We start from the raw sequence: 21,612 nt of genomic DNA on the forward strand, positions 1-21,612 counted from the left end.
GCCGGGAATTCTCTGTCATCGCTCCGCCCCCGATTCCGTGCCGCCGTTCACGGCTTCCTCCTGGTCGTCCACCGGTCCCGCGGTCTCGCCACGCAGTCCCGGCACCACCCTGTTGCCCGCCAGAGGTACAAGCTCGACGTCAAAGTCCGCATTGCACTCGAAACGCTTCGCCGTACCCGCCGCGATATGCAGTCGCAGCCCGCGCGCCGCGCTGCGCTCCAGGGGCTCGTTGTCCTCCGAGGAGAACTCCAGGCAGTGATTGACCTCGGCGAAGTGGTAGTGGGATCCGACCTGGATGGGCCGGTCCCCGACATTCTTCACGTTCAGGACCGTCACCGGCTTACCTTCATTGATGACAATGTCGGGGCCGTCGAACTCGATTTCTCCAGGAATCACGATTGCTCTCCTGCGGCCATCGAGGCGGAGTCGGCTTCAGGGTCAGGCACAGGCACCAGGCTGGGATCGACCAACTCACGTACACTGCACAGCTTGCTCCCGTCCGGGAAGGTCGCCTCCACCTGGAGGTCGCGGACCATCTCGAAGACGCCCTCCATCAGTTCCCCGGGATAGAACAACCGGGCCGCTTCATGGGCCAGGTCCAACACCGGCTTCCCCCGGCGCGCCCCTTCCATGATGTGCACGCTGATCAGCGCGACCACCTCGGGGTAGTTGAGCTTCACGGGCTCGACCGGATCCAGCCGACGTTTCGCCGCGATGTCGGCGGCCACGTAAATGAGCAATTTCTCTTGCTCATGGGGGCTCAGATGCATCCACTCCACCTTGTGCTTCGTCCGGCGCCGCCATGGCTCCACAGCGGCCCCGAACGGTATTCGGACACCGCAACCACCTGCACGGAAAGTAGCCATACGCCCTACCGGGACCTCGTCACCTACTGTGAAGCGAGGTGCTGTGGCCCGTGGGACTGGGATGCCAAGGCTGCAATCGTCGGGAATTGTCAAGACCGCCACCGACAGGCGTCGCCGGGGGACGGGGCCGGCCATGGGGCCGCGTGTACTCAGCACCCATCAGGGAAGATGTCCTTGTCTTTCGCCTATCGCCGCAAATTTGCGGCCAATAGAGTTGGCCGATTATCGCCGTCGCATCCGGGCCGACTCCCCCACGAACGTTTGAATTCGCAGGCCGCAGGGGTGGCATGAGCTGCGGATACCGCACTCGCGCTGGCCGGAGCCGTGATCGCCTGGAGGTTGTCGTCGGTCAGCAGGAGGTCTCGGTGGCCGTCAGGACGAACACCCTGCGCATGCGCCGCCAGGAGCAGCCCGGCGACGCTGCCGGCCTCGGTGATGCGACCGGCGCGAACAGCGTCCACGGCCTCGCTGAGCTTCCACCAGCGCACCGTCATACCGATCTCCGTGTCGTCCCGGTGGACCACGCCGGCCCGCAGGTCGGCAACGAGGAAGAGCTGAATCTTCGCGGCCGTCACGGCGGAGAGCGGATCCATCACGCTAAGCGGCCGGGTTCTTCCTGGTTGCAGTTCTGGTTGCGTTCAGGGGCGTCCCGGCCCCACCCGCATTCTCCGGAGGGTGTGGTTCGGTTTGAGGGACCTGGTGACCAGGCGTTTCGCTTTGCGGTAGTCCGGTAAGTCCCTGGGGGTGCGGGGTTGGGCCCGGCGCGTCAGCGTCGACGGCATCCGGGAGGCACGGGTGGAACAGGAGCTGTTCGCGTTGCTGAAGGAGCGTGAGGAAGCGGCCCGGGTCCGGGTGGAGAGGTTGCAGGGCGAGCTGGCCGCGCTGAACGTGCAGATCGCGGCTGCCGAGGACGAGCTGTCCCGGCTGGAGATCACCCGGGAGACCCTGGCCACTCTGGGTGGCGAACACATCTCTCCAGCGCTGCAGTTCGAGTCGTCCCTCTCCGGGGATGCGAATCCGGACGATCTGTCCGCGCCCGTCCCGCCAGTGGTCAACCTGGCGACCGGCGAGGTGCCTGCGGAGGGCGACTGGCCCGTGCTCGCCCTGCTGGCCAGAACGGACGTGCCGCTGCGGGCCAAGCAGATCTGCGAGCAGACCGGGGAGACACGGTGGTGGTGCTGCTGCACGAGGCGGCGCGCCGGAAGTGTCAGCTGGGCTGACGCTGCTCGTCGTAGTCAGAGCGGGCGGCTTCGACTTCGTCGAGGTGGTCGACGAACCATTCCATCATGGCTTGCAGGGGGGACCTCAGGGTCCGGCCCAGGCGGGTGACGCCGTACTCGATCGCCACGGGCTCCGTGGACACGACCACGCGCTCGACCATGCCGTCGCGCTCCAGCCGGCGCAGGCATGCGGTCAGGGACTTCGGTGTGACGGCCGGCAGGTGTTGCCGAAGCTCGCTGAAGCGCTGGGGACGCTTGCACAATGCGTCCAACACGAGCAAAGACCACTTGCCGAACAATTGGTTGAGCAGACGACGGCCGTCGTCATCGAGTTCTGCTGGATTCACGTAAGTCTCCTCGGTGATACCTGATTTCGTTGCAGTCTACTTCGACTACTAGGTATACAAGGGATATCAATCAGTCCCGGCCGCCAAGGCAGGGACCATGGCTTTCGCGTCGGCCGCGGACGGGTTGAGCGCGCGAGTGGTCGGCCGGCCCGAGGCATCACCGAGCGCTGGGCCCGACTGAGACGAGAAAAAGCCATTACTCGATACAAGGAGGCACATATGACTGACAAGGTGGGCACCACTCCGAAGCCGGCTGATCGCGACAGCTTCGTTTCTCATGCTTACCCCGAGAAGCAGGTGAACCTCGGCGAGATCATGATGAACTACGCGGAGGCGGGGTCACCGGACAAGCCGGTACTCCTGCTCATTCCCGAGCAGACGGGCTCCTGGTGGAGCTATGAGCCGGCGATCGAGCTTTTGGCCGAGGACTTCCACGTGTTCGCCGTCGACTTGCGTGGGCAGGGACGGAGCACCTGGACGCCGAAGCGGTACAGCCTCGACAACTTCGGAAACGACCTGGTGCGCTTCATCTCGCTGGTGATCCGGCGTCCGGTCATCGTGTCAGGGAACTCGTCGGGTGGGGTCTTGGCCGCCTGGCTGTCGGCGTATTCGCTCCCCGGCCAGATCCGCGGCGCGTTCTGCGAGGACGCACCATTCTTCGCCTCCGAACTCGTCCCCGCGTTCGGGCACAACATACGCCAGGGGGCGGGCCCGTTCTTCGAGCTGCTCAGCAAACACCTCGGCGATCAGTGGTCCATCGGCGACTGGGCCGGCTTCGGTGCCGCTGCCGAAGCTTCGTCGTCGAAGCTTGCGCAATTCTTCCCGGCAAGCGCGGAGCCGCCCCAGAACCTCAAGGAATACGACCCTGAGTGGGCGCGGGCGTTCTTCGAGGGAACCGCCGGATTGAACACCCCCCACGACCGGATGCTGGCGCAGGTCAGGACACCCGTCCTGATCACCCACCACAACCGGGCGGTCAACCCGCAGACGGGCGATTTCGTCGGGTCGTTGTCCGACGAGCAGGCACAGAAGGCTCACGACATCATGTCGTCCGCAGGCGTCAAGGTCGACTATGAGTCGCATCCGGAAGCGCACCACATGATGCACCAATTCGACCCGGCGCTATACGTGAAGCTGCTGACCGAGTGGGCCTCAACCCTGCCGGCGGAATGACCGGGGCGGATGTCAGAAGGGTGTGGTTCGGTTTGAGAGACCGTGATCACGCCGCGAGTTCGAGGGTGTCGCGGTAGCGGACTGTGTGAACCCGCAGGTGTTCGCGCTGCACGTGGTACTCCCAGTACGCTTCGAAGTCGCCGTTGCTGATGACTGCACGGAGTTTGAGGACAGCCTCGGCGCCTGGCAGGCCCCAGCGGGCGCCGGTGATGTCCATGCGGTCCTTGATCAGGTGCCGGCATGCTCCTTCGATCACTCCGGCGGCGATCGGCCAGCCCTCGGCGAGCGCGATGTCGTAGCCCAGATAGGGCAGCTTGGCCCGCAGGTATCCGACTGCCTTGTCCACACCGGCCCGCTTGTGCTCGCTCAACTGTGCGGCATCCGCCTGCTGTTCGAGGGCGTCGGCGACGTGCTGGGCCGTGCCCTGGAGGATGGCGAGTGCGTGCCCGCCGACCCAGGGTTCGGCCCCGGGGTCGGCCGGGGCGAAGAAGCACCAGGCCGCGCCCCACAGATATTCGAGTACATGGACGAAGTCGATGAGGACGTGGACTTCCAGTTCGCGGGCATCGCACTGTTCGTGGATCAGATCCAGCTGGTGGCGTGCTCCGTCGACCAGCATCACCCACTCGCGTGTCCGGGCGGGGTCGCGCCGCTCGGCGTGGTCGAACACCGCCGCGATGACGGTGCGGGCGTCGGCGGCGACGGAGGCGGTCAGCCACTTGTCCGTCGCGCGTGGCCGGTCGGGCCGCTTCTCACGGTCGGCGCCGTTCGGTCGGATCACCTCCTGCGGACCTCGCGGCTGGGCCGCCAAGGCGTAGACGGCGCCGACGGTCGCCATCCGCTTGCGCCCGCTCTTCTCCCCGCCGGCCAGGCGGGTCTGGTACGGGCCGCCACCTGAGGCGGCCTTCCTCGCGGCGGCCCGCCTGGTCTCCTCGCGCAGCGCGTCGGGACGCATCACGACCCCCTTGCCGTCCGCAGACAACACCAGCAGCATCTCCCCGGAGCCGGAGCCGGAGCCGGAGGCGGAGGCGCTGCGTGCGAAGGTGTAGAAGGCGTCGATGTCCGCCGCGGTGCGCTGGACCAGTTGGATCGTCTGCCGTTTGCCGGTGTGGGTTCCGGTGGCGCGCTCGACCGCGGTCTGCGCGTCGGCGAACGAGCCGCGCGCCGCCTCGACCGCGGCTAGTTTCTTGAGCGTGTGGGAGTGGCGGCCGGTCGGCAGGTCCAGTTCCGCGTCGGCCGGATACAGGTTCGATGCCCCCTTGGCGCGGTAGGCGATCCGCTCCACCTGCACCGTGCCGAACCGCGTGGACAAAAGCCGTGCATGGCTCTTCTCTGCGCATCGGCGCACCACGCCGTCGCTCCCGGCGACCTCTTGCGCCCGCTGTTCTCCGGCCGCCCGCTTCTCGAGCCATTCCTGCAGCATCAGCCGCTGCACCTCGCGGGCGCGGGTGGCGATGAACTCCTCGGTGGCGGCGCAGGCCGCGGAGCGCGCCGGGTCGACGAGGTCCGCGAGGAGCGCCTCGAATGCGGTGCGGGTGGCGGGAAAGCCCTCGGTGATCTCGCGGGAGTCATAGGCTGGCATCGGGCTCTTCCTTCGTTGCTGCGAGGCTTGTCACCAGGCACGACGCGGGAAGAGCCGGCTTTTGTCTACGGCTGCACAGGTGCGCGAACGCTGTCGGCCAGCGCGAACAGGCCGCGCTCGGGCTCGTCCAGCCACCCGTGGCGCACCATCCGCTTCAGCCGCATCCGCAGCGTTTCGATGTGCCGGTGGTCGACGGTCTCCCCGGTCTGCTCGCAGATCTGCTTGGCCCGCAGCGGCACGTCCGTTCTGGCCAGCAGGGCGAGCACGGGCCAGTCGCCCTCCGCAGGCACCTCGCCGGTCGCCAGGTTGACCACTGGCGGGACGGGCGCGGACAGATCGTCCGGATTCGCATCCCCGGAGAGGGACGACTCGAACTGCAGCGCTGGAGAGATGTGTTCGCCACCCAGAGTGGCCAGGGTCTCCCGGGTGATCTCCAGCCGGGACAGCTCGTCCTCGGCAGCCGCGATCTGCACGTTCAGCGCGGCCAGCTCGCCCTGCAACCTCTCCACCCGGACCCGGGCCGCTTCCTCACGCTCCTTCACAACGCGAACAGCTCCTGTTCCACCCGTGCCTCCCGGATGCCGTCGACGCTGACGCGCCGGGCCCAACCCCGCACCCCCAGGGACTTACCGGACTACCGCAAAGCGAAACGCCTGGTCACCAGGTCCCTCAAACCGAACCACACCCTTCTCCGAAGGCTCTTCAGCACAGGTGGAGCGGCGACAGCAACGAACACAGACGGGCTGTTGTACGTGCGGAAGGGCCGCCTCAGCGGACGGTGGGGATCGGCGCGGCCTCACCATGCGGAAAGTCGAGGGTGGCCCACTTGCCGCCGGCGACCAGGGCGGCGAAGCGGTGCAAGCGCCCGTCGGCATCGATCCAGTAGCGGGTGCGGCGTTCGGCGGATCCGGTGGCGGTGCCCGGTGCGGGCGGGGCGGTGTCGCCGGAGTCGGGGGGCTTGGGGCCGGCGATGACGGTGACGGGGGTGTTGTTCAGTCGTTCGCTGCGCAGCCGGCTCGCCCCTCCCTGGCGCAGCAGTTGGGCGTTCTCGGGGCGGTCCGTGCCCAGGGAGAGGGCCAGCAGCAGCACGGCGTCGATGGGGTTGGCGCGGGGATCCAGGGGGCGGTGCTGCCAGCCGGAGCGTGGTGGCGTGGCGGGCAGTTGGGCGTTGCTGTTGGGGTGGACGTAGGCGGTGCGGAGGTCCCACCGCACGAGGATGTTCTGCGGCTGTCCGGGGACACGTACCTGGGCGTAGCCGGTGTGTGTGGTCCAGTCGACGCGGCCGGTGAGTCTCAGGGTGCGTCCGGCGGCGGGGACGGTGGCGTGGATCTGGCCGCGTACGCGCTGGTAGTTGAGGAATCGTACGGTGGACATCAGCTCGGCCTCGGATGTGGTGAGCGGGCGAGGCCCCGCTGCCGCCCGCTTGCCCCGGCCGTCGTCTCCGCCGCATCCGGTCAGGACGAGGGCGAGTCCGGCCGTGCCCGCGGCGAGCAGGGCACGGCGGCGCATCACGAGCCGCTCCGGCTGTGGGCGGCGAGCAGATCGCGGCCCGGCAGCGGGACGCGGTCCGCGTCGACGGAGCCGGGCAGGCCGGTGGCAGGGCGTACGGGGGCGGTGGCGCCGCCGGGCATCTGCGGCTGGTCCGGGGGCTCGGGCACCGTACGGAAGGGGATTCCGGCAGGTGCGGCCGGCTGCGTGGGTGGTGCCGCGGACGTCATCACCGGGCCGTCGGCGTCGGCGGAGCACTGCGGCTGGGCGGCCAGGGTCTTGGGGGCCGTGGTGGACAGGGCGTTGTCCGTGAGGCAGTTGCCCTTGCCGGGGGCGCGGTCGCTGGCCGCGTACACTGCGTCGACTCCGTTGCGGCTGAAGGTGTTCGAGGTGATCGCGTTGCCGGTGGGCGGGACGTCTTCGGCGGACATGAGGACGAGTCCGGCGCGCGGGTTCCCCTCGATCCGGTTGTTGTGCACGGTGTTGCGCTGGCCGCCCGCGAGGCCGATTCCGATGCCGAAGCCCCCGTCGGCCTGCTGGGGTGACTTCGGCTCGGCGTTGTCGGCGACGAGATTGCCCGCCACAACGGCACTGTGCTGGGGGACGAATGCCTCCAGATAGTCGGAGTTGACCGTCATTCCGACACGGTTGTGGGTGAGGCGGTTGCGCAGTACCCACATCTTCTCGCTGGCGTTGGTGCCCTCGTAGCCGACGGCGTTGTACTCGGCGACGTTGTCGCTCACCACGACATTGCACGGCTTGCACTGGCCGACGTACAGGCCCGAATCGGCGCCGCCGGAGGTGTGGTTGTGGTCCAGCCGTCCGCTCTGAGCGTTGAAGGCGTAGATGCCGTAGAGGCCGTTGCGCGCGGAGGTCACATAGCTGACCCGGAAGCCTTGCAGCGGCGGGAACTTCTCCGGGTCCAGGCGCTCATAGCCGTTGCTGCCGCGGGCCAGGCCCTGCCCGTCCTGGGACGCCACGCCGGTCACCAGCACGCCGTTGAGCAGGTGGTCGCGGACGGTGAGGTTCTCCACCGCCACGCCGGAGCCGGTCACGACGACGCCGTTATGCCGCCTGCCCTGCCCGTCGATGATCACGCGGTTGCGGTCGGTGCCGCGCAGCACGACGCGGTCGACCGGGATCCGTACGGTCTCGTGGTAGACGCCGGGCGAGACCAGGACCAGGTCGCCCGGCCGGGCGCGTCCGACGGCCGTGCTGATCGTGGGGGCGTCCTGCGGCACCCGGATGGTCTGTGGCGTACGGGCCTTGGCTGCGTCGTCCTCCTCGTCGGACGGTGCACAACCCACCGCCGCGAGAAGCATGCCGATCAGGCAGATGAACGGGGTGATACGGCCTCGGAACACGGTTTCCCTTCAACGGTTTCTGAGATGGCAGTGAGGGAGATTTGCTGACAATTACTCCTCATCACTGACAAGATGGAGTAATGGATCAGTTACGTGGCGTACCGCGTAGGGGGCTGCTCATGGGGGGTGCGCTGGCTGTGGCATCCTCCCTGGCGGCCTGCCGGGCCCAGGGCCCGCACCCTGAAGGGAAGTCCGCCGACGACGCTCCCCACCCACTGTCGTCTGTGAATCCAACAGGACCCACGCAAGCGGGAGTTGACAGACCCGGCACGCCACAGGAACACCTCGGTCTCGTGGTGCTCGACCTCGCCCCGGCACAAGAGGGCGGCGAAGTGGCCAAGGTGATCGCCGACCTGGGCCGGTCCGTGCAGCGGGTGGCCAGGGGCAGTCATCCCCGTATGGCCGGGCTGGCCCCGGGCGATACGACCGTGACGGTCGGCATCGGGCCCCGCCTCGTCTCCGGCGCGGGGCGCGAACTGCCCGGCGCCGCCCGGCTGCCTGCCTTCGCCCGCGAGAAGATCCCCGAGGCGGCCCGCGACGGCGACGTTCTGCTGCAGATCTGCGGCTCCGACCCCCTGGTGGTCAGCTGCGCGGAGGCGGCCTGCACTGCGGCGCTGACCGACGCGGGGGCGCGCGTGCGCTGGTCGCAGCAGGGATTTAGGCCCCCGGCGGGGCCGCACGCCGGGCGCAATCTCCTCGGCTTTCCCGACGGGATCATCGTGCCCAAGGGGCCGGAGCAGATGCGGCGTGAGGTGTGGCTCGACGGCCCGGGGCCGGTGGCCGGTGGCACGATCGCCGTGGTGCGCCGGCTGCGCATCGCCACCGACCGTTTCCTGGCCCAGCCCGTGCACCGTCAGGAGGAGATCATCGGCCGGCGGCGCTCCGACGGGGCGCCGCTGAGCGGAGGCGGTCCCGAGGCCGAGGTGGACCTGGGCGCCAAGACTCCCGACGGCCGCTATCGGGTACCGCCCATGGCACACGCCCGCCGCGCGAACCCGCTCACCTCCGGCAGCGGACTGATGCTGCGCCGCGGCTACAGCTACCGCAACGGGCCGGACGACGCCGGTCTGGTCTTCATCAGCTTCCAACGCGAACTCCGTACGTTCGTCGCCACCCTGCAGCGGCTCGACGAGGGCGATGACTTGATGGCGTTCACCACGGCCACGGCCTCTGGCACCTTCCTGGTTCTGCCGGGCTTCGATGCCGAACGCACTTTGGGGGCGGGCCTGTTGGCCGGGTGAGACGTCGACGGTGCGCCCCCTGGAGGGAGGGCGCACCGCTGCGGAACAGGTGCTCTTGCTCAGCGGGCGTAGTACATACCCGCGTCGAGGTTGTGCTTGACCGAACCCCAGTCACCGACCTGGAACACCTGGGTCTCCGCGGTGGTGTCGGAGTTCCTGCTGAACTCCACCTTGGAGTCGATCGACGAGTTCCCGCCGGGATCGTCCTCGTAGGGGTTGGTCCAGCGCAGCCTGCTGATCTGCGGGTTGGGCCGTCCGATGGGCACATTGGTCAGGTTCGCGGTGCTCTTGTCGAACCGCAGTTTGTACTTGCCGTGCTCGGTCAGCGCGGGCACGTCGAGCGAGCTGAAGTAGTACTCGCCCTTGGCGTTGGTAGTGGTCGTGGCGAGTGTGTTGCCGTTCTCGTCCAGGAGGGTGACGGTGACGCCGGGGATCCCGGCCCATTCGTCGGGGTTCTGGGTGCCGGGCTGCGGGTCGTACCAGACGCGGTTGCCGATCTGGATCGGCGGCTCGTCGCACAGGTACTCCAGGTCGCCCAAGCCGTTGGCCTTGGCGAAGTTGCCGCTGTCCAGAGCGGTGAGGTACTGGATGCCGTAGCCTTTTTGGTCGGCGGCGCCGCTGGTGCGGTCGTGCCAGTTCACCCCTCCGGAATTGATCGCGTGCGCGGGGTCCATGTACGTACTGGCGATCTTGCCGTCGTGCAGGGAGAGGGCCAGCGCACCCTGTGCCCGTTCGCCGTGGCCGGACCAGTTGTCGCCGTGGTAGAACTCGTCGGCGCCGTCGCCCGGGTTGGTCGGGCAGCCGCCGGTGCCCTCCCAGACGAACGTGCCCGCGGCGGTGCGGCACACCTTGGTGATGTCACCCGCCGAAGCAGTGGTGTCCAGGGTGGGGTGCGCCGGGTTGGGGTTGATCATCTGGTAGCCGCCCAGGTCGCCCTGACGGTCGCGGAAGCCCAGTGCCAGGTCGCCGTTGGCCTCGATGGCGATGTCGCTGAGCATCGGCTGCGGGCGGGCGGGGGTGCCGCTGACGGACGCCGGGTACTGGTTCGGGTCGTCCAACGTCCAGGGCGTCCACTTGGCGGAGATGCCCGGGGTCAGGTCACCACGCGCCTTGTCCAGCTGCTCGTCCAGCACCGGCGCGGTGGAGAACGTCTGACTGCCGGGGTCGTACGTCCACACCACAGCCCGCAGGTCACCGGCGTTCTGGGTGGACTGCGCGGAGCACACCCCGCCGACGTACACCACACCGTCGCGCACCCCGAGGCCCATCGGCCGCCAGTCGGCGGGGCCGTTGCAGCCCGGGTCGGGGATGTCGATGCTCGACTGCGGCGCGTTCGGGGGCGGGGCCGACTGGGTCGCGTCGAAGGTGTAGAGCTTGCGGTCGTACATGTTGACGACGTACAGCTCGTCACCCTTCTCGGAGAGGTCGATGTCTCCGAGCCCCTCCTTGCCGACGGCCTTGATGAAGTCGCCGTCGTAGCGGGCGGTGCTGGTGTCGTGCGGGGTGCTGCCGGCAGTCAGGGTGGCAAACGTGGTGGTGGCACCGCCGCCGCGCGGCGTTACATAGATCGCACCCTGCCCGTCCGGCCCATAGGTGGTGGCCCGCTTGGCATAGGCGCCCTGGAAGATGCGCCGCTGCTTCTTGTCGTACGCCAGGCCGTAGGTCGCGCCTGTGTCGCCCTTGGTGTTGAGGGCGGTGGGCTGGGGCGCACCGCCGTTGCTGTTGCCGCGCCAGTTGTTCTTGAACGTCACCAGGCCGCGCGAGGTGTCGGGCTTGAGCATGTCCTGCTGGCAGGAGGTCGTCAGGTCGGCATTGACCTGGCAGAAGTCCGCCGTGTTCCACACCCCGAACCGCACCGTCTGCGAATGCTCGGCCACGTTGACGTAGGTGACCGCGGAGGAGAGGTCCCTGCCGCCGAAGGCAGGCTGCAGATAGTCCGGAAGGCTGCTGGTCACCAGCTCCAGCCGGAACTCTCCCGTGGTCCCCGCGGTGGGCACATCGACGGTGCCGTCCGGGTTGGTGGTGACGATGAATCTGTTGTCATCGGCATCGGTGACCTCGACCTGGATCCCGGCCACCCCTAGTTCACGGGCCGCCGTGTACCTGCCGTCGGCGTCCACGTCGCGGATGACGCTGACCGTCAGCGTGCCGGGCGCGGCGGCGACCGCCGGCGTCGGCACCATCGAGGTCAGCAGGGTCAGCGCGGCTCCCAGGCCGAACCCGGCCCGCAACGCGCCTTTCGTCGTTCTTCTCAAAAGAATCCCCTGTCGCGAATGGTGGATGGGGCGGCTTCGCTGCGGAATTCCACACGCCGCCATGTACATATGGCGGTATGTGACGAGTGGCCCGAGCGCGAAGTCTTCCCATTTCCCGGGACGAGCGGCCGCTCATGAATTCGAGCGGAAGCGCCCCGTCGCGCGGGAACTGCACGCAGGGAAGACTCCGACCGGTCAGAAAAAACCAGGGCACCGTATTCTGCGCACCGGCCGATCGACCTGCTCAGCATGGCCGTGACCGTGATACACACCAGCCCCGCGCCGTCCGTAAATCAACGGACGAGGCACTTAGGGTATGTTGACCGCCGCGAAATAGGCTTCGCCGGTAACCCCGTGATTACGCCCCGTTCCTGGCATGGCAACAGATTGGTGAGGGCGCCGGAGCAGCGCAACCCGCCGTTGCGTATCCGGCCATTTCAGATCGCCCGGCGAAGGCCCGGCCGTGCGAACTCGAACCACCTCGACGAGCAGAATGACGTTCGCGGAAACCTGCTTCGTGGCCTGAAGTGTGACCTTGACGCCGTCGGCCCCGGCAGCACGGCAGCCCCTGGCACACGCGGCGATGCCTCTACCACGCCGGAACGTGCCGCACGAGCCTCCCGAGGCGCCCGTGCGCGCCCCTCCTGATCCAGCCATGGACTCACTTCAGGTTATGATCGGAATACTGAACGTAATCAGCCCACGCACTCCTCCCTTCAAATGGCTCAATTCCCTACCGAGCACGCTCACTACACCAACGCGCCCTTGCAGCCGTCCCAGGATGCATCCCCTGCCTCTCCAGGTAATGTGAGGCACCATGCGTGGGCGTCGTCCCACTCGGAATGCCGGGTGAACGCCAGGCGTTCCGCCTCGGCCGCTACCTGGATGAACCGCTCCAGCAGCGCCAGCCCTTCCGCGCGTCGCCACCCAGGAACTCTGGGGCCTCACGGTGCTCTACCAGGCCCTACGCTCGACCATGGTCACCGCCGTCGAGGCTCACGGCGGACTGCACCCCGACCGGGTCGACTTCACCACCGCCCTCGAAGCCGCACGCGACACCGTCTTGGGTTCCGAGTGGGAACGGAACAGGTCGACGCCTCAGCCGTGCAGGTTACTTGGGAAACCCGGGGTGCCGACCTCACGACCATGATGGATTCCTCGACCTTCGCCGAGGTCTGCCCAGCACCCTGCAGGCTCCATCGACGGGAAGACCTCCCCTTCCCATGCCCCGCCTGGACAGTGCGCGCCGTGGTACCGATGACGTTGACGGCTTCTGGCGCCCGTGCCATAGAGGCATTTGTCCGCCTCGCACCACAAGCTCGCGCTGGAGATGCTCGACGAACTCGCCGCCGTCGGCCCGCAGCTGGCTGTCGTGGTGGCAGATGCCGGTCCCGGCGCGAACGCGGACTTGCGAGGTAGCCTTCATGACCGCGGTCTTGCCTACGTCTTGCAGGCCAAGGCCGAGATGATGGCTCACCCCGAAAGCGCCGAACCGCGTCAGCCGACCTTTGGTTCATGGCACAGGACGAACTTAGCCAAGAGCCCCGTCGCCCCTCGACGCTCCTCGTCCTCCTGCACCTGCCCGAGATGTGCGTGAGCGTAGCTAATGGCTCTACTCAGATGGTTGACCGGTAATTGATCCGCAACACTCTGCATGACGCATGACCGCTTCGCACCAAGAATCTTTCGGCACCCCTGCCTCACCGGGTTAGCTATCAGACCGCCTGACCAGCGACGCAAGACGACTGACGCCCCATCAGAACGAGCGTCAACTGATCGTCATTTCAGCGTCAAGATATCGCCGGTAAGGCCCGCACCGCACATTCCGCGCACGGGAAAAACCACAGGTCAGACGCCCTTATCCGCCCCCCCAGCACCACAACGCACTCGACATGATGCGTCATCGAGAAGAGGTAGACCCAATTCCGACAACGACCCATACCGCACCTCGCCGAGGCATTTGTTCGAAGGCCAGAGCAGCGGGTCTCAACCCACGTAGGCGACTCGGTCGAGGGAGGACGATAAGGTCCACACCCGCAATTTCCTGTGCAGGCAGGAGCTGGTCGCCCCTTCCATCTTCGGAGACCCCCAGATCACGCTGCGACCACAGCGGTCTCCGGTCCCGCCTCAGGGGTTCCGATATCCCCGAATCGATGCCGGCGCCTCTCATGTAGCGCGCGGACATCGAACGACTCAGACTGCAAGACGTTCTCTGCATGCCCCTTTGTGACGCGACTCCAGCGCATCCGTGTAGCCATCCCACTTTCAATGACACATCCAGGACACCAGATGACCCTCAAGACAGACATTGACGGCGGCCGACTTCGAAATTCGAGCCCACCCAGCATCTCACCCCCAAGGCGATCCACTCCCTGATTCACGCCATGCAACGAGGGCAACATGACGCGCCATCAGGTCTACCTGACGCTACGTCATCAAAGTCAGCACCGAGTCAGCATGCACCCTGCCAGAGGTGGCGACAGACGGCGACACATGCACATGCCCCAATCCGCTCCACACCACCCCTGACCTGTATAGATGCTGGCCAACCCGCTACTCCCGCAACCTTGCCCCAAACCCGGTGCCAATGGAAGCCGAAGAGGTACGACAAGGCATCGTTGCAGGTCAGAGGGCATTTCGAGGTCAGCAAGTCAGCACAAAGTCAGCATCGGCGGCGCTACGCCGGGAAACGGGCCGACTCCCGGGGGTCATGCGGCACGCCGTGGTCCAGACCTCCGCAGCGTCCGGGGTGGAGACCCGATGCCAGTTGTGGCACCACACTACAGCTACCTCTGGAGGTCTCCAATCCCCATGGGGCGAGCCAGAGTTGAGTGACTTCGCTTCCAGGCTGGCGGCTCTCGGAACGTCAACAGCAACAGTGAGACTGCGGGAAATCCGAGCTTCAATCGTGAAACCACGGAGCACGAACCACACGCACAACGGCGAGCACGGAGGGCTAGAAGGTGCTGTCGCGACTCCCTCGCACCCCTGCCTGGCGCCATGGCCGCCGAAGTCCGCCGGGTCATCCGCCGTGGGATCTGCTGCGCTCCTGCCACCTCCGCGCACTGAAGGGCACGACGGCTGGGCGGTCGGGTCCTTCAGTGTGTCGCGAGGAGCCGCGCGGGGGCCGTCAGCGGACGTCCTTCACGCCGAAGTGGGTGCCGAGGGCGAGGCCGATGGCACTTTGCATGCCTGCGTACATCTCCATGCCACGGGCGCTGACGATGTCCCCAACGAGGAGAGCCAGTTCGCCAAGTACTCGATCGTTGAGGTAGACGTGCAGCGGCATCGCGGGGACCATCGGCCCGAGAGCCTGCGCCCCTAGCGCAGATCCCGTCGTACGGGAGCGGGCGGCTGCGCGGCTGTCCGTGTGCCGGAGGACATGGAAGCCGTCCTTGCGTGAAGCTTTCCAACGGTCCCCCTCCTTCCGCATGGGGATGACTCCGGCTGCGGCCAGGACGGGCTTCCACACATCTGGGTTGAACATATTTGCGCGGATGGCCTTGCCGTGTTTTGTAGTGCCGACGTCTCGAAGGAGGCGGTCCAGGCTGTCGCTGAGCCGGGTGCAGTTGGCACACCGGCGTCGGGAGGTGGCCCGGCGGGTGTCCAGGCGCCCACCGTGCCCTTTCCGGTTCCTGCGGCCGGGCGCGCGTCCGGCACCCCGCCGGAATGTGGTGCGGTGGTGAGGGCCAGCAGAGCGCGCGTGCAGCTCCCGGCCCCTGACCCCCGTTGCATAAGCCGTGTCCAGGGTCCGCGGTGAAGGCCCGTTCACCTCCGTCCCGCCGGCCACGCAGACGACGTGACACGGTGATTGAGATTCCGTTGCCGGCTGCGGCGGCAGGGGTGTGGTGGGCCGCAGCCGCCCCGCTCCCGGCGCGTCAGTCGAGGACGCGGGCGAGGAAGCCGCGGATGTGCTCGGTGATGGTCTGGAAGTGGCTCTCCAGGGCGAAGTGCCCGGATTCAAGCAGGTGGATCTCGGCGCGGGGCAGGTCCTGGGCGAATGCCCTGGCGCCGTCGGGGCCGAAGATCTCGTCGTTCGCGCCCCAGACCGCCAGCAGCGGGACCTGCGAGTCGCGGAAGTACTGGTGGACCTGCGGGTAGAGGTCCAGGTTGGTCGGGTAGTCGCGGAAGAGCTTGAGCTGGATCTCGTCGTTGCCCGGGCGGTCCAGCAGCGCCTGGTCGTGGACCCAGTTGTCGGGGCTGACCAGGCTCGGGTCAGCGACTCCGTTCACGTACTGCCAGCGTGTGATCTCGGGTGCCAGGGCGCCACGCAGGGGGGCTTCGGTGTCCGGTCCGGGCGCCTGTGCGTAGGCGAAGACGCCGTCCCAGAACGGCTTGACGAAGCCCTCTTCGTAGGCGTTGCCGTTCTGGGTGACGATCGCGGTGACGCGTCCGGGGGCTCGGAGGGCGAGCCGCCAGCCGATGGGAGCGCCGTAGTCCTGTACGTACATCGCGAACCGGTCGATGCCCAGGTGCTGGAGCAGTCCGGAGGTGACGTCGGTGAGGGCGTCGAAGGTATACGGGAAATCCTGCAGGGCCGGCATCGCGGACTGGCCGAACCCGATGTGATCGGGGGCAATGACGTGGTAGCGGTCGGCGAGCGCCGGGATCAGGTGGCGGAACATGTGCGAGCTGGTCGGAAAGCCGTGGAGGAGGAGCACGGCGGGCGCCTTGGGGTCGCCGGCCTCCCGGTAGAAGACCTCGAGATCGTTGACAGTGGCGGTGCGGTGGTGAACTCCGGAGACCATGCCTCTAACTCCTAAATCTTGCTTTAATGGTTACACATTCAGTCGAGCATGATCGACCTAACTTGTCAAGCAACTTTTATTGGTTAGGTGACGCGGTCGGGGGTGCCGCCGGGACGACGGGACGTAGCCCGTCCCAAGCCTCCGCCGTCAACGGTCGCCAGCCAGCACAGCCCCCCTTCGGGCCCCTCCCTGCCCCGGCCGCCGACCGTCCGGCCGGCGCAGCACCTCGACCGAGGAACCTGACGAAATAGATCCGCTTCTCTCGTCAGAACGCGCCTATGTAACCTGGCAAGCGAATCAATATGGTTAGGAGTGGCGAGGTGGCCGATCGAGAACAGCAGGGCACCCTGCTGGAGCTCCTCAACACCACACCGGTGGTCAATGGCGCGGCCCAGGACCAGCTCGCAGACCCGGAAGCCGCCAGGTCCTGGCAGCTGGCCCACGGCGGCAGCGGCACCACGGACGAGCTCCGAAGCCTCGCGCAGGCGCGCGACGCCCTGCAGGACGTGGTGCGCGGCAGCCGGCCCGCCACATCGCTGGCCCCGCTCCTGAAAGACGTCACCTGCCTCCCGCACCTCTCCTCTGCGGGGGTGTCCTGGGAGCTGGACGCGCCTGCGGATCGCCGGATGGCGGTAGAGGCGGTCATGGCGTGGAGCGCGCTGCAGGAGGCGATGCCCGGTCGGCTGCGGCCGTGTGCCAACCCGGAGTGCCGACTGTTCCTCCTCGACCGCAGCAAGCCCAACAAGGCCCGCTGGTGCTCGATGGCCCTCTGCGGCAACCGCATGAAGGCAAGGCGCCACTACCAGCGCACCCGCGACGCAGCAGCCGAGTGACTCCGGCGGAACGTGCCGGCCAGCGCGTCTGGGGGAACGACCGTGATGGCGAGGACGTCGCGGCGCACACGTAGTTCCAGGCTGCGCACCATGACCGAGGGCTGTCCCGCCGGCGCGACACCGGCGCAATGGTCACACCCATGCCGGCCCCGCCGGCTGGCCGGCGGTCCGCGGGCTGCGCGCCCGCAGGACGACCGCCAGAGCGGCCTGGCGGCGAGCGACGAACTGGTCGATCCACACACGCACCTCAGGCCAGCGTGTCCGCCGGCGCCGCAGCCCGGGGACGAGCAGCCAGGCCGTCACCGTCTCCCCGCACATCATCCGCAGACGGCCACCCGGTCTTCCACCACGCACCGCCCCGCATGGGCCGCGCCGAGGCGGCCGCCAAGGCCACGCGGGCTTCCCCGGCAACAGCCCGGCCGGCCACCGTGACCCGGATGCCCCGGAACCAGCCAGACCGCCACGCAGATCCCCCATCAAGGCGGAGTGAGGGCGAGTCCCGTCTCGGCGAGGCATCCGTCGATCAGGTGCGGTCGGTAGCGCAGGCAGCACCGGCGCAAGCGTCCGGGTGCGCTGGTCGATCTCGGCCTTGCGGTGGCGGCGGCGTTTGGTGAACGACCGGTCAATCTCAGCATGCCGAGTCTCCGGCCCGCAGGGCCGTGAGCCACTGATGTCGGCGGCCATGTAATTCCCCAGCGGACGACCGGGTCTCGTTGCACGGAGACTTCGGTGCGCGTGCCAGAGACTCAGGCCGCAGCTATCTCCAGGCGGTCCAGTAGCCCGGCCGCCGTGAAGGCGTCGACCAGGTGGGTGCGGCCCTCGGTGAAGTGGCCCCAGCTGTCGAAGTGGACGGGGACCACACGGCGGGCGGCGAGAATGGTGGCGGCCTCGGCGGACTGAGCGCTGTCGAGGGTGAGCAGGGCGCCGTCGAGCAGAGCGGTGCGGGCGGCGCCGGAGAAGAGGACAGCGGTATCCACGGGAGCGAAGCGATCGGCAACCTGCTGGACCAGGTCCAGTGAGGCGTTGTCGCCGCTGACGTAAACGGTGGGCAGGTCGGGGGCAGTCAAGACGAATCCGATCACCTCGCCGGTGACGGGTTCGCAACCCTCGGGTCCGTGCTGGGCGGGGGTAGCGGTCACCGTCAGGGTGCCGCCGTCGGGGCAGGGCAGTTCCACGGTGTCCCAGGGGGCCAGGCCCCGGGCGGTGCCGCCCAGGCGGTCCGCGCCGCCGCGTGTCGTCAGGACCAGCGGGATGCCGGCCAGTAGTGCACGGCCGGAGTGGTCGAGGTTGTCGGGGTGCTGGTCGTGGGAGAGCAGGACCACGTCGACCGGAGCGAGTTCGGCGGGGTCGACGGCGGCGGGCGCGGTCTTGGTGAGGACGTGGCCGTTACCCCGGGGGTACTCACCGGGGGCGTCGAAGGTGGGGTCGGTAAGGAACCGCAGCCCGCGGTACTCGATGAGGGCGGTCGGGCCGCCGAAGACGCTGACGGGGGTCTGTTCGGTGTGCGTACCGGTCATCATTTCCTCACGGATGGAGAGAAGGTTTCCCGTGATGCGAAGCTAGCTCAGCCTCACGGAGAAACGCAAGGCTTAACATGAGATCCATGAAGGAGACCCCGACCGGCGAGCCCGCCCACTTCGCCCCGCCGCCCGCACCTGGCGCGGAGCAATACCGCGCGCTCGACTTCGCCAACGCCGCGCTCGCCCTGCCTGGCGGCCAGTACCTGGACCTGCTCGGCTCGCCCGAGGCGGCGACCCGGTGGCTGGTCGAACGTGACCTCGCGCCGACTGACACGGAGCTGCACGAGGTGTGCGCGGCCCGGCTGCGTGCCCTGCGGGATCAGGTGCGAGCACTGCTCGCGTCCCGGATCGGCGCCCTCCCCGCGCCTGACGGGGCATTGCGTGCCGTCAACGACGCACTGACCTGCGCTCCCACAGCCGCGGTGCTGCGCTGGGACCCCACGCTGGGCCTGCACCGGGTCCAGGAGCATCCCACCGACCAGATCGTCGACCACGCCCTCGCGGTCCTCGCCACCGACGCCGCCGACCTGCTCACCGGCCCCGATGCCGAACGGCTGGCCGCCTGCGACTCGGATCCCTGCCAGCGCTACCTGCTGCGCACCCATGCCCGCCGCCACTGGTGCTCGGTGCGCTGCGGGGACCGCGCCCGCGCAGCCCGCGCCTACGCCCGCCGCACGCAGGCCAACAGGGGCTGAACCCAGTCCCAGCACGGCTCAAGTGATCAGGCATGTTGGCGTACTGGAATCCGGCAGAGCGCATAGGGACCGCCATGCCACCGTGTGCGGTCTCCTCACACCAGCCAGCTTGTTCAGCCGTCCGCCGACAGCCACAGCGACGGGTGCCAGCAGCAGCCACACCGCCAGCTCCGGCCGCGGCCCGACCGCGGTTGCCAGGACCGTGCCCGGCACACCGGTCGCCACCGGGGCGGTGAGGGTTCCCGGGCCGTACGGGCCGCATGCGCCGCTCGACCAGCCGTATCTCGACGTGACTGACGCCGTCGGTGATGCCGAGCGCGCTGATCGCAGCCCGCGCGGCGGGGGCGACCACATCGAGGAGCGGGTCGGCGGCGTCAACCGAGTGCGCCAGCTCCTGGAGAACGGAGCCATGCCGACGGTCTTGCGGGTGACGGCGACCACGGTTGCGTGCCCCTGGTAGGTGACGCAGTCGACGCTGACCTGCGGCCCGTCGAGGTGTAGAGGCTCAGGCCAGCGCCGTCCCTTTTGGGGGACCGGGTCAGTCGCTGCAGGGTGCAGAAGGCGTGCGCGACGGAGACGAGGTGACGTGGTGGTGCCAGCCCCTCCAGGTGCGGCCTTCGAAGTGGGCCAGGCCCAGGGCCTGTTTCATCTCCCGGTGGTCGTGCTCGATGCGCCGGCGCAGTTTCGCGGCGCGCACGGGGATGGCTCCCGGACCACCGCCTACAAGCGCCGCATGGAGCTCGCGATGAGCCGGTCGGCCACGCATCGGCCGCAGATCTCGTGTCGTCACTGCCTCCTTGCTCCGCGTACTCGAAAGCGGAGAGCCGGAGTGCAACGGTTCCCCCGCCGGCCGCTGCGCACCGCAGTGCTGAGCTGGGAGAACGCTGATCGGAGCTGTGTGCGGGGGCGATGGTCTGTCAACGGCTGCGTGCAACCGGCCGTCCGTGGGGATCCTTCCGCCTGGCCGCTGTCGGGCGAGCGGGGTTGAGGGCAGCTGAGAACGCATCAGCCCTGTCTCGTCGTCTGACCGCGGGCCTGGGAATGTGGAAGCCCCGCCGCTCCGGAGGGGAGGGCGGGGCCGAGGACCCGAGCCATGCGGGACGGCCGGTCAGTGCGGTGCGACCTTGGCGTAGGAGCTGGGGCCCTCAACGGTGCGCACCGCGTCGTCGTAGACCACGATCGGGCCGGTCGCGGCGGTGTCCTGCTCGTAGCTGCTCTTCTTGAACGACTTCCAGCCGGGATGGTAGATGCCGAGCTTGAAGTACGGGCCGACCTGGGCCTTGTAGTCGGTCGGGCCGCTGTAGTTCACCACCTGCCGCCCGCCCTTCCACAGCTGGGCCAGCCCGGCGGCGGTGTTCGACCACTTGGCGTGCAGCACGAAGTCCGTCCACTTCCCGGGAGTGATGGCCCCCAGGTCGATGGTCTTGTGGCCCGATCCGGGCCCTTTGGAGATGCCGCTCTGGGTGTTCCAGTTGATTTTCATCCGCCAGTGCCCCCCGGACACCGACAGGGACACCGGGGGACCGCCGTCACCGTTGCCTGGGGTCTTGCCGGGATCGATCAGGACGGCGTGCCACTGGGCCAGGATGCTGGACTGCGGGTCGGCCTGCCAGTTGGCCGGCAGGTAGATGCTGAAGCCGTACCAGTTCTCCGAGCCTATCGGCACCGAGCCGCGGGAGACCTCCGAGCGGAAGCTGCCCAGCTGGTGCGGCACCGTCATCTGCAGCGCGTGGCTGCCCTCCCTGGCCGGCGGGCTCGGCGAGCTCACCTGCCGGATCAGGCTTTTCGGCTGGGTCTCCATCGCGGCCAGGGAAGTCTGCCCGCGCTGCTGGGCGGCCGTGTCGTTGATGGTCGGACGCCAGCCGTTGTCGGCGGCCCGCTCGAACCCGTCGTAGAGCGCCCCGGCCGGCTCCAACGGGACCGGTGTCTTCTGCCCCTTGTGCTGCTTCCCCTGGGCCGACGCGCTCGCCTTCGAGGAGGCGTTGCCGGTTGAGCCGGAGCCCTCGCACGCCGAAACTGTGAGCCCTGTGGTCGTGAGGGCGGCGACCGCCAGCACCATCCTGCTGCGTTTCCGTACCGTCTGTTTCATCTCTCTGCCTCTCTGTCGGCGTGCTCTCTGTCGGCGTGCCACCGACTTCTGGTGTGCCGCGCTCTGCTCACAGCGGATCTCTGCCGGACGCCTACGGCCGTGCGGACCGTAGCGGTGAATCTTGTGACTTCTTTGGGAGGCAAACAGCGGCGGTCAGAGCTGCTCACCCGACTCGGATGTCAGTGGACGTG

Annotated in this window: 18 protein-coding genes and 2 pseudogenes; 6 read left to right on the forward strand and 14 right to left on the reverse strand. The window is 68.1% G+C overall.

The window, feature by feature from the left end:
• Positions 1-15 precede the first annotated feature (15 nt).
• From ureB to OHS81_RS06135, 4 genes and pseudogenes are all read right to left on the reverse strand, one after another.
• Positions 16-396, reverse strand: coding sequence for an urease subunit beta (gene ureB / locus OHS81_RS06120; protein WP_328383168.1), 381 nt, complete (start codon positions 394-396; stop codon positions 16-18).
• A 74-nt stretch (positions 397-470) separates the two neighbouring features.
• Positions 471-770, reverse strand: a pseudogene (gene ureA / locus OHS81_RS06125) (urease subunit gamma); the annotation flags it as partial.
• Between the two features lie 281 nt (positions 771-1,051).
• Complete coding sequence (locus OHS81_RS06130) at positions 1,052-1,459, reverse strand: hypothetical protein (RefSeq protein WP_328383170.1); 408 nt, start codon at positions 1,457-1,459, stop codon at positions 1,052-1,054.
• 614 nt (positions 1,460-2,073) lie between these two features.
• Positions 2,074-2,433, reverse strand: coding sequence for a winged helix-turn-helix transcriptional regulator (locus OHS81_RS06135; protein ID WP_327158398.1), 360 nt, complete (start codon positions 2,431-2,433; stop codon positions 2,074-2,076).
• A 219-nt stretch (positions 2,434-2,652) separates the two neighbouring features.
• Here OHS81_RS06135 and OHS81_RS06140 point away from each other — a divergent pair, with 219 nt between their 5' ends.
• The gene (locus OHS81_RS06140; RefSeq protein ID WP_327223133.1) at positions 2,653-3,606 is read left to right on the forward strand and encodes an alpha/beta fold hydrolase; all 954 of its coding nucleotides are present in this window, start codon (positions 2,653-2,655) and stop codon (positions 3,604-3,606) included.
• A 46-nt stretch (positions 3,607-3,652) separates the two neighbouring features.
• On the opposite strand, the gene OHS81_RS06145 is transcribed toward OHS81_RS06140, so the two are convergent.
• From OHS81_RS06145 to OHS81_RS06160, 4 genes are all read right to left on the reverse strand, one after another.
• A complete protein-coding gene (locus OHS81_RS06145) occupies positions 3,653-5,188 on the reverse strand; it encodes an ISKra4 family transposase (protein ID WP_328383172.1) in 1,536 nt (511 codons plus the stop codon).
• A gap of 65 nt (positions 5,189-5,253) precedes the next feature.
• Entirely contained in the window at positions 5,254-5,730 is a 477-nt protein-coding gene (locus OHS81_RS06150) for a hypothetical protein (protein ID WP_328383174.1), read from the reverse strand.
• A gap of 226 nt (positions 5,731-5,956) precedes the next feature.
• The gene (locus tag OHS81_RS06155) at positions 5,957-6,700 is read right to left on the reverse strand and encodes a hypothetical protein (RefSeq protein WP_328383176.1); all 744 of its coding nucleotides are present in this window, start codon (positions 6,698-6,700) and stop codon (positions 5,957-5,959) included.
• Positions 6,697-8,040: a right-handed parallel beta-helix repeat-containing protein gene (locus OHS81_RS06160; protein WP_328383178.1), complete on the reverse strand. Its 1,344-nt coding sequence runs from the start codon at positions 8,038-8,040 to the stop codon at positions 6,697-6,699. Before OHS81_RS06160 ends, OHS81_RS06155 begins: the two co-directional genes overlap by 4 nt.
• 119 nt (positions 8,041-8,159) lie before the next feature.
• Here OHS81_RS06160 and OHS81_RS06165 point away from each other — a divergent pair, with 119 nt between their 5' ends.
• A complete protein-coding gene (locus OHS81_RS06165) occupies positions 8,160-9,281 on the forward strand; it encodes a Dyp-type peroxidase (protein WP_328390938.1) in 1,122 nt (373 codons plus the stop codon).
• Positions 9,282-9,340: 59 nt separating this feature from the next.
• Here OHS81_RS06165 and OHS81_RS06170 read toward each other — a convergent pair whose 3' ends face one another.
• The gene (locus OHS81_RS06170) at positions 9,341-11,536 is read right to left on the reverse strand and encodes an SdrD B-like domain-containing protein (protein ID WP_327690155.1); all 2,196 of its coding nucleotides are present in this window, start codon (positions 11,534-11,536) and stop codon (positions 9,341-9,343) included.
• 1,297 nt (positions 11,537-12,833) lie between these two features.
• Here OHS81_RS06170 and OHS81_RS37355 point away from each other — a divergent pair.
• Positions 12,834-13,133: a transposase gene (locus OHS81_RS37355; RefSeq protein ID WP_443058661.1), complete on the forward strand. Its 300-nt coding sequence runs from the start codon at positions 12,834-12,836 to the stop codon at positions 13,131-13,133.
• A gap of 1,533 nt (positions 13,134-14,666) precedes the next feature.
• Here OHS81_RS37355 and OHS81_RS06175 read toward each other — a convergent pair.
• The gene (locus OHS81_RS06175) at positions 14,667-14,825 is read right to left on the reverse strand and encodes a hypothetical protein (RefSeq protein WP_211117471.1); all 159 of its coding nucleotides are present in this window, start codon (positions 14,823-14,825) and stop codon (positions 14,667-14,669) included.
• A 589-nt stretch (positions 14,826-15,414) separates the two neighbouring features.
• A complete protein-coding gene (locus tag OHS81_RS06180; protein WP_328383181.1) occupies positions 15,415-16,284 on the reverse strand; it encodes an alpha/beta fold hydrolase in 870 nt (289 codons plus the stop codon).
• A gap of 302 nt (positions 16,285-16,586) precedes the next feature.
• Here OHS81_RS06180 and OHS81_RS06185 point away from each other — a divergent pair, with 302 nt between their 5' ends.
• On the forward strand, positions 16,587-17,117 hold the full coding sequence (locus OHS81_RS06185) for a CGNR zinc finger domain-containing protein (RefSeq protein WP_328383182.1): 531 nt from the start codon (positions 16,587-16,589) through the stop codon (positions 17,115-17,117).
• Positions 17,118-17,863: 746 nt separating this feature from the next.
• On the opposite strand, the gene OHS81_RS06190 is transcribed toward OHS81_RS06185, so the two are convergent.
• Positions 17,864-18,634 carry an MBL fold metallo-hydrolase gene (locus tag OHS81_RS06190; protein WP_328383184.1) on the reverse strand — a complete coding sequence of 257 codons (771 nt, stop codon included), beginning with the start codon at positions 18,632-18,634 and terminating at the stop codon, positions 17,864-17,866.
• Positions 18,635-18,720: 86 nt separating this feature from the next.
• On the opposite strand from OHS81_RS06190, the gene OHS81_RS06195 reads away from it, so the two are divergent.
• Positions 18,721-19,332 (forward strand): CGNR zinc finger domain-containing protein, encoded by a 612-nt coding sequence (locus OHS81_RS06195; protein WP_328383186.1) that lies wholly within the window; start codon positions 18,721-18,723, stop codon positions 19,330-19,332.
• Between the two features lie 202 nt (positions 19,333-19,534).
• Entirely contained in the window at positions 19,535-19,792 is a 258-nt protein-coding gene (locus OHS81_RS37360) for a hypothetical protein (RefSeq protein WP_443058886.1), read from the forward strand.
• A gap of 79 nt (positions 19,793-19,871) precedes the next feature.
• On the opposite strand, the pseudogene OHS81_RS37365 reads toward OHS81_RS37360, so the two are convergent.
• Both OHS81_RS37365 and OHS81_RS06205 read right to left on the reverse strand, forming a co-directional pair.
• A pseudogene (locus tag OHS81_RS37365) lies at positions 19,872-20,029 on the reverse strand (IS701 family transposase); the annotation flags it as partial.
• A gap of 411 nt (positions 20,030-20,440) precedes the next feature.
• Positions 20,441-21,421, reverse strand: a complete 981-nt coding sequence (locus OHS81_RS06205; RefSeq protein WP_328383187.1) for a polysaccharide lyase — start codon at positions 21,419-21,421, stop codon at positions 20,441-20,443.
• Positions 21,422-21,612 lie beyond the last annotated feature (191 nt).

Origin of the sequence: Streptomyces sp. NBC_00400, from assembly GCF_036048035.1 — a bacterium.
GTDB lineage: Bacteria > Actinomycetota > Actinomycetes > Streptomycetales > Streptomycetaceae > Streptomyces.